General features: G+C 72.0%; 16 protein-coding genes. 15 read left to right on the top strand and 1 reads right to left on the bottom strand.

Annotation, left to right across the window (positions count from 1 at the left end; translation table 11 throughout):
• Positions 1-21 precede the first annotated feature (21 nt).
• The 11 genes from GA0070561_RS24115 to GA0070561_RS24065 all read left to right on the top strand — a co-directional run bounded on the left by GA0070561_RS24115 (position 22) and on the right by GA0070561_RS24065 (position 9,406).
• Complete coding sequence (locus tag GA0070561_RS24115) at positions 22-1,503, top strand: 2-hydroxymuconic semialdehyde dehydrogenase (RefSeq protein WP_091406437.1); 1,482 nt, start codon at positions 22-24, stop codon at positions 1,501-1,503.
• A gap of 20 nt (positions 1,504-1,523) precedes the next feature.
• Entirely contained in the window at positions 1,524-2,321 is a 798-nt protein-coding gene (locus GA0070561_RS24110; protein WP_091405443.1) for a 2-keto-4-pentenoate hydratase, read from the top strand.
• On the top strand, positions 2,318-3,250 hold the full coding sequence (locus GA0070561_RS24105) for an acetaldehyde dehydrogenase (acetylating) (protein ID WP_258401084.1): 933 nt from the start codon (positions 2,318-2,320) through the stop codon (positions 3,248-3,250). Before GA0070561_RS24110 ends, GA0070561_RS24105 begins: the two co-directional genes overlap by 4 nt.
• Positions 3,247-4,371, top strand: a complete 1,125-nt coding sequence (gene dmpG / locus GA0070561_RS24100) for a 4-hydroxy-2-oxovalerate aldolase (RefSeq protein WP_167362489.1) — start codon at positions 3,247-3,249, stop codon at positions 4,369-4,371. Before GA0070561_RS24105 ends, dmpG begins: the two co-directional genes overlap by 4 nt.
• Entirely contained in the window at positions 4,368-5,141 is a 774-nt protein-coding gene (locus GA0070561_RS24095) for a 2-keto-4-pentenoate hydratase (RefSeq protein ID WP_091405440.1), read from the top strand. Before dmpG ends, GA0070561_RS24095 begins: the two co-directional genes overlap by 4 nt.
• Positions 5,138-5,560 (top strand): RidA family protein, encoded by a 423-nt coding sequence (locus GA0070561_RS24090; RefSeq protein ID WP_091405437.1) that lies wholly within the window; start codon positions 5,138-5,140, stop codon positions 5,558-5,560. The genes GA0070561_RS24095 and GA0070561_RS24090 overlap by 4 nt, the downstream gene beginning before the upstream one ends.
• Positions 5,557-6,081, top strand: coding sequence for a 3-hydroxyanthranilate 3,4-dioxygenase (locus GA0070561_RS24085; RefSeq protein WP_091405434.1), 525 nt, complete (start codon positions 5,557-5,559; stop codon positions 6,079-6,081). The genes GA0070561_RS24090 and GA0070561_RS24085 overlap by 4 nt, the downstream gene beginning before the upstream one ends.
• Positions 6,081-7,082, top strand: a complete 1,002-nt coding sequence (locus GA0070561_RS24080) for an amidohydrolase family protein (protein WP_091405430.1) — start codon at positions 6,081-6,083, stop codon at positions 7,080-7,082. The genes GA0070561_RS24085 and GA0070561_RS24080 overlap by 1 nt, the downstream gene beginning before the upstream one ends.
• Positions 7,083-7,176: 94 nt before the next feature.
• Positions 7,177-8,640, top strand: a complete 1,464-nt coding sequence (locus tag GA0070561_RS24075) for an amidase (RefSeq protein WP_091405425.1) — start codon at positions 7,177-7,179, stop codon at positions 8,638-8,640.
• A 57-nt stretch (positions 8,641-8,697) separates the two neighbouring features.
• Positions 8,698-9,012, top strand: a complete 315-nt coding sequence (gene ctaJ / locus GA0070561_RS24070) for an aa3-type cytochrome oxidase subunit CtaJ (RefSeq protein ID WP_433354287.1) — start codon at positions 8,698-8,700, stop codon at positions 9,010-9,012.
• On the top strand, positions 8,999-9,406 hold the full coding sequence (locus GA0070561_RS24065) for a DUF5130 family protein (RefSeq protein WP_091405419.1): 408 nt from the start codon (positions 8,999-9,001) through the stop codon (positions 9,404-9,406). The genes ctaJ and GA0070561_RS24065 overlap by 14 nt, the downstream gene beginning before the upstream one ends.
• 166 nt (positions 9,407-9,572) lie before the next feature.
• Here GA0070561_RS24065 and pepN read toward each other — a convergent pair whose 3' ends face one another.
• Positions 9,573-12,122, bottom strand: coding sequence for an aminopeptidase N (gene pepN, locus GA0070561_RS24060; protein ID WP_091405416.1), 2,550 nt, complete (start codon positions 12,120-12,122; stop codon positions 9,573-9,575).
• Between the two features lie 221 nt (positions 12,123-12,343).
• Here pepN and GA0070561_RS24055 point away from each other — a divergent pair, with 221 nt between their 5' ends.
• The 4 genes from GA0070561_RS24055 (at position 12,344) to GA0070561_RS24040 (ending at position 15,511) form a co-directional block, all read left to right on the top strand.
• Complete coding sequence (locus GA0070561_RS24055; protein WP_091405414.1) at positions 12,344-12,970, top strand: mycothiol-dependent nitroreductase Rv2466c family protein; 627 nt, start codon at positions 12,344-12,346, stop codon at positions 12,968-12,970.
• A gap of 181 nt (positions 12,971-13,151) precedes the next feature.
• Entirely contained in the window at positions 13,152-13,667 is a 516-nt protein-coding gene (locus GA0070561_RS24050) for a hypothetical protein (RefSeq protein ID WP_181539386.1), read from the top strand.
• 89 nt (positions 13,668-13,756) lie between these two features.
• Positions 13,757-14,956, top strand: a complete 1,200-nt coding sequence (locus tag GA0070561_RS24045; RefSeq protein ID WP_091405411.1) for a DUF1015 family protein — start codon at positions 13,757-13,759, stop codon at positions 14,954-14,956.
• Positions 14,957-15,043: 87 nt separating this feature from the next.
• Positions 15,044-15,511, top strand: a complete 468-nt coding sequence (locus GA0070561_RS24040) for a ribose-5-phosphate isomerase (protein ID WP_091405408.1) — start codon at positions 15,044-15,046, stop codon at positions 15,509-15,511.
• Positions 15,512-15,521 lie beyond the last annotated feature (10 nt).

The raw sequence follows: 15,521 nt of genomic DNA, 5'->3' as shown, positions 1-15,521 counted from the left end.
GGCAACTGGGATCCGCGGCTGATGGCCGGCCACGCGCCGAGTGGCCCGCAGCGGTTGCGCAACTTCGTCGCCGGCGAGTTCGTCGACGGCGCTAGTACGTTCGCCAAGGCCAGCCCGGTCACCGGGGAGCAGGTCTTCGAGGTGGACGAGGCATCGCAGTCCACTGTCGACGACGCGGTGGCCGCCGCCCGGGCGGCACTGCGGGGGCCGTGGGGCCGGATGGGGGAGCGCGAGCGCGCCGAGGTGCTGCGCCGCGTCGCCGACGAGCTGGAGCGCCGTTTCGACGACCTGGTCACCGCCGAGGTCGCCGACACCGGCAAGTCCATCGCCCAGGCCCGCACCCTGGACATTCCGCGCGGCGCCGCGAACTTCCGGGCGTTCGCGGAGATCGTGGCGACCGCCCCCACCGAGTCGTTCACGACTGTCACCCCGACCGGCGGCCGGGCACTCAACTACGCGCTGCGCAAGCCGGTCGGCGTGGTCGCGGTCATCGTGCCGTGGAACCTGCCGCTGCTGCTGCTCACCTGGAAGGTGGCTCCGGCGCTGGCCTGCGGCAACGCCGTCGTGGTCAAGCCCAGCGAGGAGACTCCCGCCTCGGCGACGGTGCTCGCCGAGGTGATGGCCGCCGCCGGCGTACCGGCCGGGGTGTTCAACCTGGTGCACGGTTTCGGGCCGGACTCGGCGGGCGAGTTCCTCACCCGTCACCCGGGCGTCGACGCGATCACCTTCACCGGCGAGTCGGCCACCGGCGGCGCGATCATGCGGGCCGCCGCCGACGGGGTGAAGGCGGTGAGCTTCGAACTCGGCGGCAAGAACGCCGGCCTGGTCTTCGCCGACGCCGACCTGGACGCCGCGGTGGCCGGCTCGGTGCGGTCCAGCTTCACCAACGGTGGGCAGGTGTGCCTCTGCACCGAGCGCATCTACGTGCAGCGCCCGGTGTTCGAGGAGTTCACCGCCCGGCTGGCGAAGCGGGCCGGCGAGCTGGCGTACGGCTGGCCGACCGACGAGGCCACCGCCACCATGCCGCTGATCTCCCACCAGCACCGGGCGAAGGTGCTCGGCGCGTACGAGCTGGCCCGCTCGGAGGGCGCCGAGGTGCTCACCGGTGGCGGCACGCCCACCTTCGGCGACACCCGCGACGGCGGGTCGTACGTGCAGCCGACGGTGCTCACCGGGCTCGGCCCGGACGCCCGCACCAACCGCGAGGAGATCTTCGGCCCGGTGGTGCACGTCGCGCCGTTCGACACCGAGGACGAGGCGTACGCCTTCGCCAACGGCACCGAGTACGGCCTGGCGGCGACCGTGTGGACCCGGGACGTGGGCGTCGCGCACCGGGCCGGCGCCCGACTCGACGCCGGCATCGTCTGGGTCAACACCTGGTTCCTGCGTGACCTGCGTACCCCGTTCGGCGGGGTGAAGGCGTCCGGGATCGGTCGCGAGGGCGGCGTGCACTCGCTGAACTTCTACTCCGAACTCACAAACGTCTGCGTGGACCTGTCGTGAGCCGTAGCGAGGGAGCGGGCATGGAAGCTGACATCGAGGCCGCCAACCGGGAGTTGGCCGACGCCCGCAGCACCGGCAAGCCGTGCGCGCCGCTTCGGGGCCGGCTGCTGCCGGAGGGCGACGTCGAGGCCGCGTACCGGGTGCAGCAACTCCAGGCGCGGGCCTGGCAGGGCCGTGGCGAACGCCGGGTCGGCGCGAAGATCGGGTTGACCTCCCGGGCCGTGCAGGAGACCTTCGGGGTGTTCCAGCCGGACTTCGGCATGCTGACCGACGCCATGGCGGTCGGTGACGGGGTCGAGGTGCCCATCGACCGGCTGCTCCAGCCCCGCGTGGAGGCGGAGATCGCCTTCGTGCTCGACAAGGATCTCCCGAACCCGCAGCTCACCACTGTCGACCTGATCCGCGCGGTCGACCACGTGCTGCCAGCGATCGAGATCGTCGACTCCCGGATCGCCGCCTGGGACATCTCCATCGTGGACACCGTCGCCGACAACGCCTCCAGCGGGCTCTTCGTGCTCGGCACCACGCCGCGCCGGCTCGCCGACGTGGACCTGCGACTGTGCGGAATGGTGCTGGAGCACGCCGGCGAGCCGGTCTCGGTGGGCGCGGGCGCCGCCTGCCTGGGCAACCCGCTGCACGCCCTGCAGTGGTTGGCCGGCACCCTGGCCCGCGCCGGCGATCCGCTGCGCGCCGGAGACGTGGTGCTCTCCGGGGCGCTCGGTCCGATGGTGCCGGTCACCCCGGGTGCCGCGTACGAGGCCCGGATCTCCGGACTGGGCTCGGTTCGCACGAGTTTCAGCAAGGGAGACAACCAGTGACCGGTGTGGCGGTGCTCGGTTCCGGCAACATCGGTACCGATCTGATGATCAAGGTGTTACGGCTCAGCGAGAGCCTGCGCATGGTGGCGATGGCCGGCATCGACCCGGCCTCCGACGGCCTGGCGCGCGCTCGCCGGCTCGGCGTCGCCACCACCGCCGACGGGGTGGACGGGCTCGTGGCGATGCCCGAGTTCGCCGACGTCGAGCTGGTGTTCGACGCCACCTCGGCCGGCGCGCACCGACGCCACGACGAGGTGTTGCGCGCCCTCGGCCGCACCGTGGTCGACCTGACCCCGGCCGCGCTCGGCCCGTACGTGGTGCCGCCGGTCAACCTCGACGAGCACCTGCACCAGCCCAACGTCAACATGGTGACCTGCGGCGGGCAGGCGACAGTGCCGATCGTCGCCGCGGTACGCCGCGTCACCCCGGTGGCGTACGGGGAGATCGTCGCGTCGATCGCGTCGAAGTCCGCCGGGCCGGGCACCCGGGCCAACATCGACGAGTTCACCGAGACCACGGCCCGGGCCATCGAGGTGGTGGGCGGGGCCGAGCGGGGCAAGGCGATCATCGTGCTGAACCCGGCGGACCCGCCGCTGCTGATGCGCGACACCGTCTACTGCCTCTGCCCGGACGCCGACGCCGACACCGACGCCATCGCCGCCTCGGTCGCCGAGATGGTGGCGGCCGTGCAGGAGTACGTCCCCGGCTACCGGCTCAAGCAGGACGTGCAGTTCGACCGGGTCGAGGCGTACCTGCCGACGCTCGGGCGGCGGCTCACCGCTCTTCAGGTGTCGGTCTTCCTGGAGGTCTCCGGCGCCGGGCACTACCTGCCCGCGTACGCCGGGAACCTGGACATCATGACCTCCGCCGCGCTGCGCACCGCGGAGCGGCTGGTCGCCCTGCGTTCTTCGGAGGTGGCCGCGCCATGACCGAGCTGTACATCCAGGACGTGACACTGCGCGACGGCATGCACGCCATCGCCCACCAGTACACAGTCGACCACGTACGCACCATCGCCGCCGCGTTGGACGCCGCCGGGGTGGCCGCCATCGAGGTGGCGCACGGCGACGGTCTCGCCGGATCCAGCGTCAACTACGGCCACGGCGCCGCCAGCGACGCGGAGTGGATCTCGGCGGCGGCCGAGGTGCTGACCACTGCGAAACTGACCACCCTGCTGCTGCCGGGCATCGGCACGATCGCCGACCTGAAGGCCGCGAAGGCGCTCGGGGTGACCAGCGTCCGGATCGCCACCCACTGCACGGAGGCGGACATCTCCGCCCAGCACATCTCCTGGGCCCGGGAGAACGGCATGGACGTGGCCGGGTTCCTGATGATGTCGCACATGTTCGATGCGGCCGGGCTCGCCGGGCAGGCCAAGCTCATGGAGTCGTACGGGGCGCACTGCGTCTACGTCACCGACTCGGGCGGCCGGCTGCTGATGTCCGACGTGGCGCAGCGTGTCGACGCGTACCGGCAGGTCCTCGCCCCGGAGACGCAGATCGGCATCCACGCCCACCACAACCTGTCGCTCGGGGTGGCCAACAGCGTGCTCGCCGTCGAGCACGGCCGGGTCACCGGGTCCGCGCCGGTCGGCCCCGACGCGGTGCACGGCCGGACCGTCCGCGTCGACGCCTCCCTCGCGGGCATGGGCGCGGGCGCCGGCAACGCCCCGCTGGAGGTCTTCGTCGCGGTCGCCGAGCTGCACGGCTGGAAGCACGGCTGCGACGTGTTCGCGCTGATGGACGCCGCCGACGACATCGTCCGCCCGCTGCAGGACCGGCCGGTCCAGGTGGACCGGGAGACGCTCTCCCTTGGGTACGCCGGGGTCTACTCCAGCTTCCTGCGGCACGCCGAGCGGGCCTCCACCAAGTACGGCGTGGACGTCCGGTCGATCCTGGTCGAGCTGGGCCGCCGCCGGATGGTGGGCGGCCAGGAGGACATGATCGTGGACGTGGCACTCGACCTGGCCGACAAGGAGCAGGCTGTGAGCGCGAGGAGTGAGCCGGGTTTGCGAGCCCCGCAGTCGCGAACGGAAGGTGGCGCAGCATGATCGGCGTGGACATCACGGGGATCGCCGAGAAGCTGGGCGCGGCGGCCGACACGGCCACCGCGATCCCGCAGCTCGCCGCCGAGACCGGCCTCGACGTGGACACCGCGTACGCCGTGCAGGCCGCGCTGCTGCAACGCCGGCTGAACGCCGGTGAGCGGCTCGTCGGGTTGAAGATGGGGCTGACCAGCAGGGCGAAGATGGCCCAGGTCGGCGTGGACGAGGTGATCTGGGGGCGGCTCACCAACGCGATGCGGGTGCCCGACGGCGGTGTGGTGGACCCGGCCGCGTACATCCACCCCCGGGTCGAGCCGGAGGTGGCGTTCCTGCTGGACCGGCTGCCCGAGCCGGGCGAGCCGGTCGGCGACTTCGCCACGGCGGTCCGCGCGGTCGCCCCGGCCATCGAGTTGATCGACTCCCGCTACGCGGACTTCCGTTTCTCGCTGCCGGACGTGGTCGCGGACAACACCTCGGCCGCCGCCTTCGTGATCGGGCCGTGGTCGCCGGTGCCGGCGGGGCTGGACAACCTGGGTGTGCTGTTGGAGGTCGACGGGCGGGTGGCGCAGGTCGGCTCGACGGCGGCGATCCTCGGTGATCCGCGCCGGGCGCTCGACGAGGGGATCCGGCTGGCCGGCCGGCACGGGGTGCGGCTGGAGTCCGGCTGGGTCTTCCTGGCCGGTGCCGCCACCGCCGCTGTGCCACTGCGTCCCGGCGCCCACGTCCGTGCCGTCGTCGAGAAGCTCGGCACGGCCTCGCTGCGGGCGTCGTCGTGACCGCCCGGGTGGTGGCCGGGAAGGCCGTCCCGCGGGGAGCCTTTCCGCACGTCAAGGTCGCCGGCGGGTTCGTCTTCGTCTCCGGTACCTCGTCGCGACGCCCGGACAACACCTTCGCCGGTGTCGAGGTGGACGGGTTCGGCACCACCAACCTCGACATCCGGGTGCAGACACGGGCCGTCATCGAGAACGTGCGGGATCTGCTGCGTTCGGTCGGCGCGGACCTCACCGACCTGGTCCAGGTGACGACGTATCTGGTCAACATGAACGACTTCGGTGGTTACAACGAGGTGTGGGCCGAGTTCTTCGACGCCTCCGGACCGACCCGTACGACGGTGGCGGTGCACCAGCTGCCGCACCCGCACCTGCTGATCGAAATCCAGGCCGTGGCCCTTCTTCCCTCGGGAGGTCAGTCGTGAGTGAGATCGCCGAGCCGTTCAGCTTTCCGGGCTGGATCGCCGACAACCAGCACCTGTTGAAGCCCCCGGTGGGCAACAAGGAGATGTTCCCCGGCGGGGACGACTTCATCGTGATGGTGGTGGGCGGGCCCAACCAGCGCACCGACTTCCACGTGGACCCGTACGAGGAATTCTTCTACCAGGTCAAGGGCAACATGCACATCAACCTGGTCACCCCGGAGGGGCCGCGTACGGTGCACGTGCGCGAGGGTCAGATGTGGATGTTGCCGCGCAACACCCCGCACTCGCCGCAGCGGCCGGAGGCCGGCTCGATCGGCGTGGTCGTCGAGCGGGTCCGCGAGGAGGGCACGCTGGAGACGTTCCAGTGGTACTGCCCGGAGTGCGGCAGCAAGGTGCACGAGGTCGAGTTGCAGGTCCGCGACATCGCCGCCGATCTGCCCCCGGTGTTCCAGGCGTTCTACGAAGACGAGCAGGCACGCACCTGCGCCAACTGCGGCACCCTGCACCCGGGCAAGGGCTGATGCCCGCAGGCGTGGTCGACGTGCACACGCACGTCGTACCGAAGGGTTGGCCGGACCTCGGCGCGGCGTGCGGCGGGTCCGGCTGGCCGTGGTTGCGGGTCGACTCCGAGCGCGCCGCCATGATCATGGTGGGGGAGACGGAGTTCCGCCCGGTCGGCGCCGAGTGCTGGGACGCGTCGCGCCGACTGGCCGACATGGACGCCGACGGCGTGGCCGTGCAGGTGGTCTCGCCCACCCCGGTCTTCTTCAGCTACGACCGCCCGGCCGACCAGGCGGTGAAGGTCGCCCGGATCTTCAACGACCTGACCCTGGAGGTCACCGCGGCCGGAGGTGACCGACTGGTGCCGTTCTGCCAGGTGCCGCTCCAGGACCCGGACGCCGCCTGTGCCGAGCTGGACCGCAGCCTCGCCGCCGGGCACGTGGGCGTGGAGATCGGCAACCACGTCGGCGACCGGGACCTGGACGACGCCGGCGTGGTCACCTTCCTTCAGCACTGTGCCGAGGTGGGCGCACCCGTCTTCGTCCACCCGTGGGACATGCCCGGCGGGCCGCGACTGGACCGCTGGATGGCCCGGTGGCTCACCGGGATGCCCGCCGAGACGCACCTGTCGGTGCTGGCGATGATCCTCGGCGGTGTCTTCGACCGGGTGCCCGAGACGCTGCGGATCTGTTTCGCGCACGGCGGCGGCAGTTTCCCATTCTGGCTCGGCCGCGCCGACAACGCCTGGCACCGCCGTGGCGACCTGGTCCGGGGCGCGTCCTCCGGCCCGCCCAGCAGCTACCTCGACCGGTTCAGCGTCGACTCGGTGGTCTTCGCGCCGCCCGCCCTGCGGCTGTTGGTCGACACGCTGGGGGAGGACCGGGTGCTGGTCGGCAGCGACTACCCGTACCCGCTGGGCGAACGACCGGCCGGCGCGGTGGTTCACGCGGCCGACTTCCTCAGTGACGACCAACGCGACAAGCTCCTGTCCACCAACGCCCTCCGTTTCCTGCACGGCTGAGCACAGCACCTCGCCCTCGGCGTCCGGTTGGTCCGTTTCCGGTCGCCAGCGCGTGTCGGCTGCGGGAACGACCGACTGCCGGCAGGATGACGGCATGGCCGAGCCGCACGACCTGACCGCGTTGGAGCAGGCCGCCGCGATGACCCGCGGCGAGCTGTCCAGCGTCGACCTGGTCGAGCATTCCCTGCGCCGGGTGGCGGCGCTCGGCGACACCGTGGGCGCGTTCGTCACCGTCACACCGGACCTCGCCCGGCAGGCCGCGCGCGCCGCCGACGCGGTGCCGATCGAGGAGCGCGGCCCGCTGCACGGCGTGCCAACCGCGATCAAGGACCTGACGCTCACCGCCGGGGTCCGCACCACCTTCGGTTCGGCCGCCTTCTTCGACTTCGTCCCGCCGGTCGATGCCGACGTGGTCCGCTTCATCAAGGCCGCCGGTCTGGTCAGCCTGGGCAAGACGACCACCTCCGAGCTGGGCTGTTCGCTCTACTCGGAGGGCCGGGTCGCGCCGCCGGCCCGCAACCCGTGGCAGTTGGCGTACACCGCGGGCGGGTCCAGCGGCGGCGCGGCGGCGGCGGTCGCGGCCGGGCTGGTCCCGGTCGCCCAGGGGTCCGACGGCGGTGGGTCGCTGCGCATCCCGGCGTCGCTCTGCGGCCTGGTCGGCTACAAGCCCAGTCGGGGCCTCGTCTCCGGCGGGCCGATCGGCTCTGGCGCGTTCGGCCTGCCCACCAGCGGCCCGCTCGGGCGGACGGTCACCGACGTCGCGGCACTGCTCGACGTCATGGCCGTTCCGGTCCCCGGTGAGCCCTACCTGCCGCCGCCCGCGCCGCCCGGCGGCTACCTGGCCGTCGCGCGCCGGGCCGAGCCCGGTCCGCTACGCATCGGCCGGTTCACCACGCCGATGCTCGCCGACGAGCCGGTGCACCCCGACTGCGTGGCCGCCGTGGACCGGGCCGCCGCGCTGCTCACGGCCGCCGGCCACGAGGTGGTCGAGGTGCCGCCGCCGCTCGGGCCGGCGGCGTGGCCGCTGTTCGAGATCCTCTGGTACGTCCTGGCGCTCGCCCCGGTGCCACCGCAGCGGGAGGCAGAGCTCCTGCCGTTGACCCGGCTGCTCCGGGCCCGGGGCGCCGAACTCTCCGCCGGCACCCTGTCCGCCACCCTCGGGGAGTTGCAGGCGCAGGTGCGCCTCGGTGCCCGCCGCACCGCTGGCTGCGACCTGCTCCTCTGTCCCACCCTGGCCACCCCGCAGGCCCCCGTCGGCTGGTTCACCGCCGACGCGGACCCGGCCGCCGACTTCGACAGGCAACGCCGGTTCTCGCCCTACTGCGCCATCTTCAACGTCACCGGTGATCCCTCCGTCTCCCTGCCACTGGGTACCACGACCGACGGCCTGCCCGTCGGGGTGCTGCTCACCGGTCGGTACGGCGGCGACGCGCGGCTTATCGCTACCGTTGCGCAACTGGAGAACTCCAGTGACGGATGGGATCGGCACCCCGCAATCTGGCGGGCCGTCGACTCCGCTAACGTGAATGGTGACGGAGTCGGGCGGTCGGCAGTGTGATCGTCCATCCGACCCGGTTGTTCAAGGTCGTCCTTCTTCCGCCTGGGGGCGTTGGGATTGTCTGTTACCGAGACGTTGCTGGTCTTCGTCGGCATCCCGGTGGCCGCGGTGCTGGTCATCGCCGGCCTGTCGTACGCCGGTAGCCGTGGGGGTGCCACCGGCGGTGGCGGTGGCGCCAAGCGCTACCGCCCGGGCCGGCCCTTCGACTTCACTCCGGTCTGGTTCCTGGGCCGCCCGGAGCAGCTGGCCGACTCGGCCGGCACCGCGCTGACGGCGGGGGCGCAGGCGCCCGCGCTGACCAGCCACAAGCTTGAGCAGGCCAGCGTCGAGGCGCCGGCCGGTGGAACCGGAGGCGCAAGTGACCGTTGGTGAGAAGCAGACCGGGTCGGAAAATCCGCCCGAGGTGCTCGACGGGCCGTTCTCGACCCGCCAGCTGCTGCGCATCGACGAGGCCCTGCGCCTGGCCGACAAGGGCACCGGCCTGGTCTTCTCGGTCTTCGTCGGTGGTCTCGACGAGCCGATCCGCGAGCACGCCCAGCGGCTGCACCGTCAGCTCGCCGAGCCCGACAAGTCGGTGCTGATCGCCGTGTCGCCCAACCAGCGTCAGCTGGAGATCATCACCGGGCGGTACGCCCGCAAGCGCATCCCGGACACGTACGCCAAGCTGGCCGCGCTCTCCATGGTCGGCGCGTTCAGCGGCGGTGACCTGGCCGGCGGCATCATCAACGGCCTCGACCAGCTCGCCAGCCACGCCGGCAAGGGCTGAGCCACACACGACGCGCGGGCACGCAAGATCGTGCCCGATCCAGGAAATAGGGGCCTCGGCTGCGGCTGAGGCCCCTATTTCCGTGTTCGAGCACGATCTTCGCAACCGACGGCCCGGGGCCGGCGCGGGCTCACACCCACGCCGGCCCCGGGCCGGACAACGCTGCTCAGGCGCTCTGGGCGTCCTTCGCGCGGGCCTTCAGCGCCCGCACCACACCGTCGCGGCCCTCGGCCACCAGCCGACGCAGCGGGGCGGGGTGCCCGTCACCGGCCAGCCACGCGTCGGTGGCCGCGACCGTGTCGTCCTCCACCAGGTAGGTCGGGTACGCCAGCTGGGCGAACTCCTGCGCCGGCTCGCTGTCCCGGGTGGCCCACACCTGCCCGACCGCCGCGAAGTACCGCTCCCGGTACGGGGCGACCAGCTCCACCTGAGCCGGGTGGGCGAAGCCCTGCAACAGCGCCCGGTGCCGCCAGTTGGGCAGCGCGTCCGGGCCGGTGAGCAGGGCCCACACGGCGGCCTTGTTCTCGGCCGTCGGCATCAACGCGTGCGCGTACGCCGCTTCCCGCTCACCGCTGGCCGTGCGGTCACTGCTCAGCTCGGCCTCGATCTCGGCGGTCCCGGCGGCACCGTTGGCCACCAGCGCGGCGAGGACCGACCAGCGCAGCTCGGTGTCGACGGTCAGCCCGGCCGGCATGCCGGTGCCGTCCAGCCAACCGCGCAGCGTGGCCAGGTCTTCCTCGGAGCGGACCGCCGAGGTGAACGCGCGGGCCCAGGCCAACTGGAACCCGCTGCCGGGCTCGGCGGCGGCGAGTGCGTCGCGGGCGGTACGGGCCAGGTCGGCCCAACCGGTCGGTGCCCAGGCCGGGTCGGCGTACAGGGTGAGCGCGGTGGTCGCCTGCCGAAGGGTGGCGGTGACCAGGTTGATGTCGGTCTCCGCGGGCAGCCCGCTCAGCGTCAGCGCCACGTAGTCGCGGGCGGACAGCTCGGCGTCGCGGATCATGTCCCACGCGGCGGTCCAGCAGAGAGCGCGGGCCAGCGACGAGTCGAAGCCACCGATGTGCTGCACCACTGTCGCCATCGAGCGCTCGTCGAGGCGCAGCTTGGTGTAGCTGAGGTCGTCGTCGTTGAGCAGCAACACGTCGGCCGCCCGGACGCCACGCAGCGGGGCGAGATCCGTGTGCTCGCCGGTCACGTCCACCTCGTACCGCTCCCGACGGACCAGCCGCCCGTCGGTCAGGTCGTACAGGCCCACGCCGATGCGGTGGGTCCGCAGCGTCGGGTACGCCGCCGGGGCCTCCTGCCGCACCAGCACCTGCTCGTACGTGCCGTCGGCCCCGATGGTCACCTCCGGCCGCAGCGTGTTGACCTGCGCGGTCTCCAACCACTGCGCGGCGAACTTGCGCAGCTCCCGCCCGGAAGCGGCCTCCAGCTCGGTGAGCAGGTCGTCGAAGGTGGCGTTGCCCCAGGCGTGCTTGCCGAAGTAGGCCCGCAGCCCGGCCACGAACGGCTCCTCACCCACGTACGCGACGAGCTGCTTGAGCACGCTCGCGCCCTTGGCGTAGGTGATGCCGTCGAAGTTGACCTCCACGGCCTCCATGTCCGGCATCTCGGTGTAGACCGGGTGGGTGGAGGAGAGCTGGTCCTGCCGGTAGCCCCAGTTCTTCCGGATGGACAGGAAGGTCGTCCACGCCTCGGTGAACCGGGTCGCGTTGGTGTTGCACCAGTGGCTGGCCCACTCGGCGAACGACTCGTTCAGCCACAGGTCGTTCCACCAGCGCATGGTGACCAGGTCACCGAACCACATGTGGGCCAGTTCGTGCAGGATCGTGTTGGCCCGCTGCTCGTACTCGAAGTCGGTGACCTGCGAGCGGAACAGGTAGTGCGACTCGGCGTGCGTCACGCAGCCGAAGTTCTCCATCGCGCCGGCGTTGAAGTCGGGCACCCAGAGCTGGTCGTACTTCGGCAGCGGGTAGCGCACGCCGAACTTCTCGTGGAAGAAGTCGAAGCCCTGCTTGGTGATCAGGAACAGGTCGTCGGAGTCCAGGTACTGTGCCATCGACGCCCGGCAGAACACCCCCAGGTCGATGCCGTCGTGTGCGTCGCGCACCTCGTGGTACGGCCCGGCGCACATCGCCGTGATGTAGGTGCTCATCCGGGGCGACTCGGTGAAGTGCAGCGTCTTGAGCGCCTCACCCGCCGACTCCTCCCGCTGCACCGGCATGTTGGAGACCGCCCGCCAGTGCGCCGGGACGGTGACGTGCCAGGTGTAGACGCTCTTCAGGTCGGGCTGGTCGAAGCAGGCGAACACCCGCTGCGCGTCGGCCGTCTCGAACTGGCTGTAGAGGTACGTCTCGCCGTCCACCGGGTCGACCGTCCGGTGCAGACCCTGGCCGCTGTTGGAGTAACCGAAGTCGGCGTCGACCACCAGCACGTTGTCGCTGTCCAACCCGGACAGGGTCAGGCCCTTCTCGGCGGACCAGTCGGAGAGGTCGACGGGCGCGCCGTTCAGCGTCGCGGACCGCACCGACTCGGCGGCCAGCTCGATGAAGGTGCTCGCGCCCGGTTCGGAGCAGCGGAACCGGACCTCGGTCGTCGACCTGAACGTGCGGCCGCCGGCCGCCAGCACGGCGCTGGACAGGTCCAGACTGATGTCATACCCCGTCACGTTGAGCAGGCGTGCCCGCTCGGTCGCCTCGACCTGCGTCAGGTTGCGCACTCCCGGCACTGTTCGTCTCCATCCCACATGTCGCCGTACGCCCGGCGGCGCCCGTTCGCCTACCGCTCGTGACGGCTGGCCCGATTCGAGTCTTCCATGTACGGGCAGCCCGCGGTGGCCGAGGTCACGCTCTCATTCGGGTGCCGGTCGCTGCGCTGCGGGGTGAAGATTCTCTTGAGACGCCGACCTGTCGGCGCCACCCGTCGCGAAGGGATCTCACCGTGACCGAACGTGTCACCGCCGACATGTGGTTCGACCCGGCCTGCCCGTGGGCGTGGATCACCTCCCGCTGGTTGCTTGAGGTCGAGCAGATCCGGGATGTGGACATCCGCTTCCACGTGATGAGCCTGGCCGTGCTCAACGACGGCCGGGACGAGCTGCCCGAGGAGTACAAGGAGTTCCTGAAGACCGCGTGGGGCCCGGTGCGGGTCTGCATCGCCGCCGAGCAGCTGCACGGCAATGACGTGTTGCGCCCGCTCTACACCGCGCTCGGCACCCGGATCCACCTGCAGAAGCAGGAGCGGGGTCCGGAGCTGTACGTGGCCGCGCTCACCGAGGCCGGCCTCGACCCGGCACTGGCCGCGGCCGCCGACAGTACCGACTACGACGAGGCACTGCGGGCCAGCCACGAGGCGGGCATGCGCCCGGTCGGGCAGGACGTGGGCACCCCGGTCGTGCACGCGCCCGGCCCGGACGGCACCCCGGTCGCGTTCTTCGGGCCGGTGATCACTCCGGCTCCGAAGGGGGAGGCCGCCGGCCGGCTCTGGGACGGCGTGCTGCTGGTCGCCGGTACCCCGGGCTTCTACGAGCTCAAGCGCACCCGCGAGCAGAGCCCGATCTTCGACTGAGCGACGACCACCGCGCCCCCGTCCGTGCTTCGTCAGTCGCGCGGACGGGGGCGTTTCTCGTCGGGTGCCGAGGTCGGCGGAGGGTCGTGGCGTCACCGGGAGGCGGGCGGCGTCGTTTCCCTCGGTGTCCGCCGCAGCGACCCGTAGGGCCGCACGCCGCAGTTCGTGGAGGCAAATCCCGATGGCCAAGCACCGTGCGTCCGGTGACGATCAGTTGACCCGGCAGGGGGTGATCGAGACTCCCGGCAGGGACTACTGGTCCGTTGACGACTCCCGCTGGCCGACGGTCCGCCCGGACCTGCCCGCCCATCTGGTGGATCTACTCGCGCCGCCCATCGTGGTGGGCGTGGCCCGGGTCCCGGTGACCTCCCGGCTCACCCCGCCCATGGCGGTCGACCCACTGCCGTCGTCCGTCGACGCGGTGCCGACCGACGCGCCGGCGCTGGTGCCGTCGGGGGCCGCACCGGCCGAACCGGCACCTCCGCCGCCGGCGCCGGCTCCTCCGCGCCCGGTGCCGACGCCGCCGCTGAGCCCACGGCCCGTTCCCACGCCTCCTCCCGACCGTCCCGTGCCGGGACCGCCCGCGTCGCCCCGCCGCGCCCTGAACACCGGGCCCATCGGGACCGGTCGGCGTGGCAACGGTGGGCCGGTGAGCGCGGGTAAGCACCGCCGGGGCACCTCCGACCGCGCCAGCTGACCACCCGGGCCCCACCGGGCGCTTTCATCTGGTGGACGCCCCGCGGGTCCCCGTCGGCGGCGACACCGTCGCCGGTAGCGTCAGTGGACATGACGGTCGTGCATCCGATCACCCGGGCCTGGGTCACCACTGGCGGCACCGGCGCGCAAAACTACGACGAGTTCGCCGACGACGCGGAGATCACCGCGATCATCGAGTCGAACCCGCACAGCGCTCTCGGCATCGAGATGCCGCACCGCGCCCCGCAGAGCCTGGGCAAGTCGTTCCTCGACGCGCTGCCGGACGCGGTGGCCCGCCTCGCCGAGGCCAAGGCCGACGGCAGTTACACCCCCGCCGAGCAGGTGGTGGTGCTCTACCGGATCAGCGCGCCCGGTGAGGAGCCGGCGTACGGGCTGTTCGCGATGGTGGACACCGACCAGATCTCCACCCGGGCAGACGAGCCGGGCCTGGTCATCCGCAACGAGGACGTCTTCATCGCCAAGGTGCGCGAGCGGGTGGCGCTGGCCGACGCGCTGGGTCATCTGCTCTCACCCGTACTCCTGCTTCAGACCGGGCGTGGCGACGAGCTGCACGCCGCGCTCGCGGCGGCGACGGACACGGCCGGCGCGCCCGCCGCGACGGACACCGACCAGGCGGGGCGCACGCACGCCATCTGGCTACTCGGCCCCGGCCCGGAGCAGGCCACACTGACCGCTCTCGCCGGTGGTGGGGACCTGGTCGTCGCGGACGGCAACCACCGCAGCCTGGCCGCCCAGACCGGAGGGCTGCCGCGCTTCCTGGCCGTGGTCACCACTCCCGCGTCGGTGGCCATCCAGCCGTACAACCGGCTGGTCAGCGAGCTGACCACCACCCCGGCCGAGCTGCTCGACCGGCTGCGGGCCGCGGGCGCCGAGGTCGAGCCGATCGACGGCCCGGTCGAGGTCCCGGCGGCCGGCGGCACCGTGCACCTCCGCCTCGACGGCCAGGGGTACGCGGTGCGCCTGCCCGCCACCGCCTCCGCTCGCCTGGAAAACCTGGACCACGCCCTGGTCGAGCGGCTGGTGCTGCGCGACGCGCTCGGTCTGGACCCGGGTGACAAGCGGATCACCTACGTCGGCGGTGACTACCCGGCGAGCTGGCTCACCGGTGAGGTCGACGCCGGCCGGGCCGAGTTGGCCATCCTGATCGCGCCGGTGACCGTGGCGGATTTCGTCGCGGTCAACCTGGCCAGGGAGAAGATGCCCCGCAAGAGCACCTGGTTCACCCCGAAGGCGCGCGGCGGTCTGGTCGTCGCCGAGCTGCCGCGTTGAGTGCCATCCTCACGACCGTGTGACGAACCCGGCTCGGGGACGCCGCCCCTGTGACGTCCCCGAGCACGGCCTGACAGACTGCCCGGTATGCGCGTCTACCTGGGATCCGATCACGCCGGTTTCGAGTTGAAGGTGCACCTGGCCAACCACCTGGCCATGCAGGGCTACGACGTGGTCGACGTCGGCCCGCACAGCTACGACCCGGACGACGACTACCCCACGTTCTGCCTGCACACAGGCGACCAGGTGGTGGCCGACGAGACGGGCCTCGCAGTGGTCATCGGTGGCTCCGGCAACGGTGAGCAGATCGCCGCGAACAAGGTCGCCGGCGTCCGCGCCGCGCTGGCCTGGAGCGTCGAGACCGCTCAACTGGCCCGCCAGCACAACGACGCGAACGTCGTCGCCATCGGTGCCCGCCAGCACACGCTGGACGAGGCGACCGCCATCGTCGAGGCGTTCCTGAACACGCCGTTCTCCGGCAACGAGCGGCACGCTCGTCGGATCGCCCAGGTGGCCGAGTACGAGCGGACCCGGAAGCTGCCCGACCTGCCCTGACCGTGCGGCG

This window comes from Micromonospora saelicesensis, assembly GCF_900091575.1.
Classification (GTDB): Bacteria; Actinomycetota; Actinomycetes; order Mycobacteriales; family Micromonosporaceae; genus Micromonospora; species Micromonospora saelicesensis.
The sequence above is the reverse complement of the archived record's forward strand: the minus strand, read 5'-3'. Positions and strand labels throughout refer to the sequence as shown.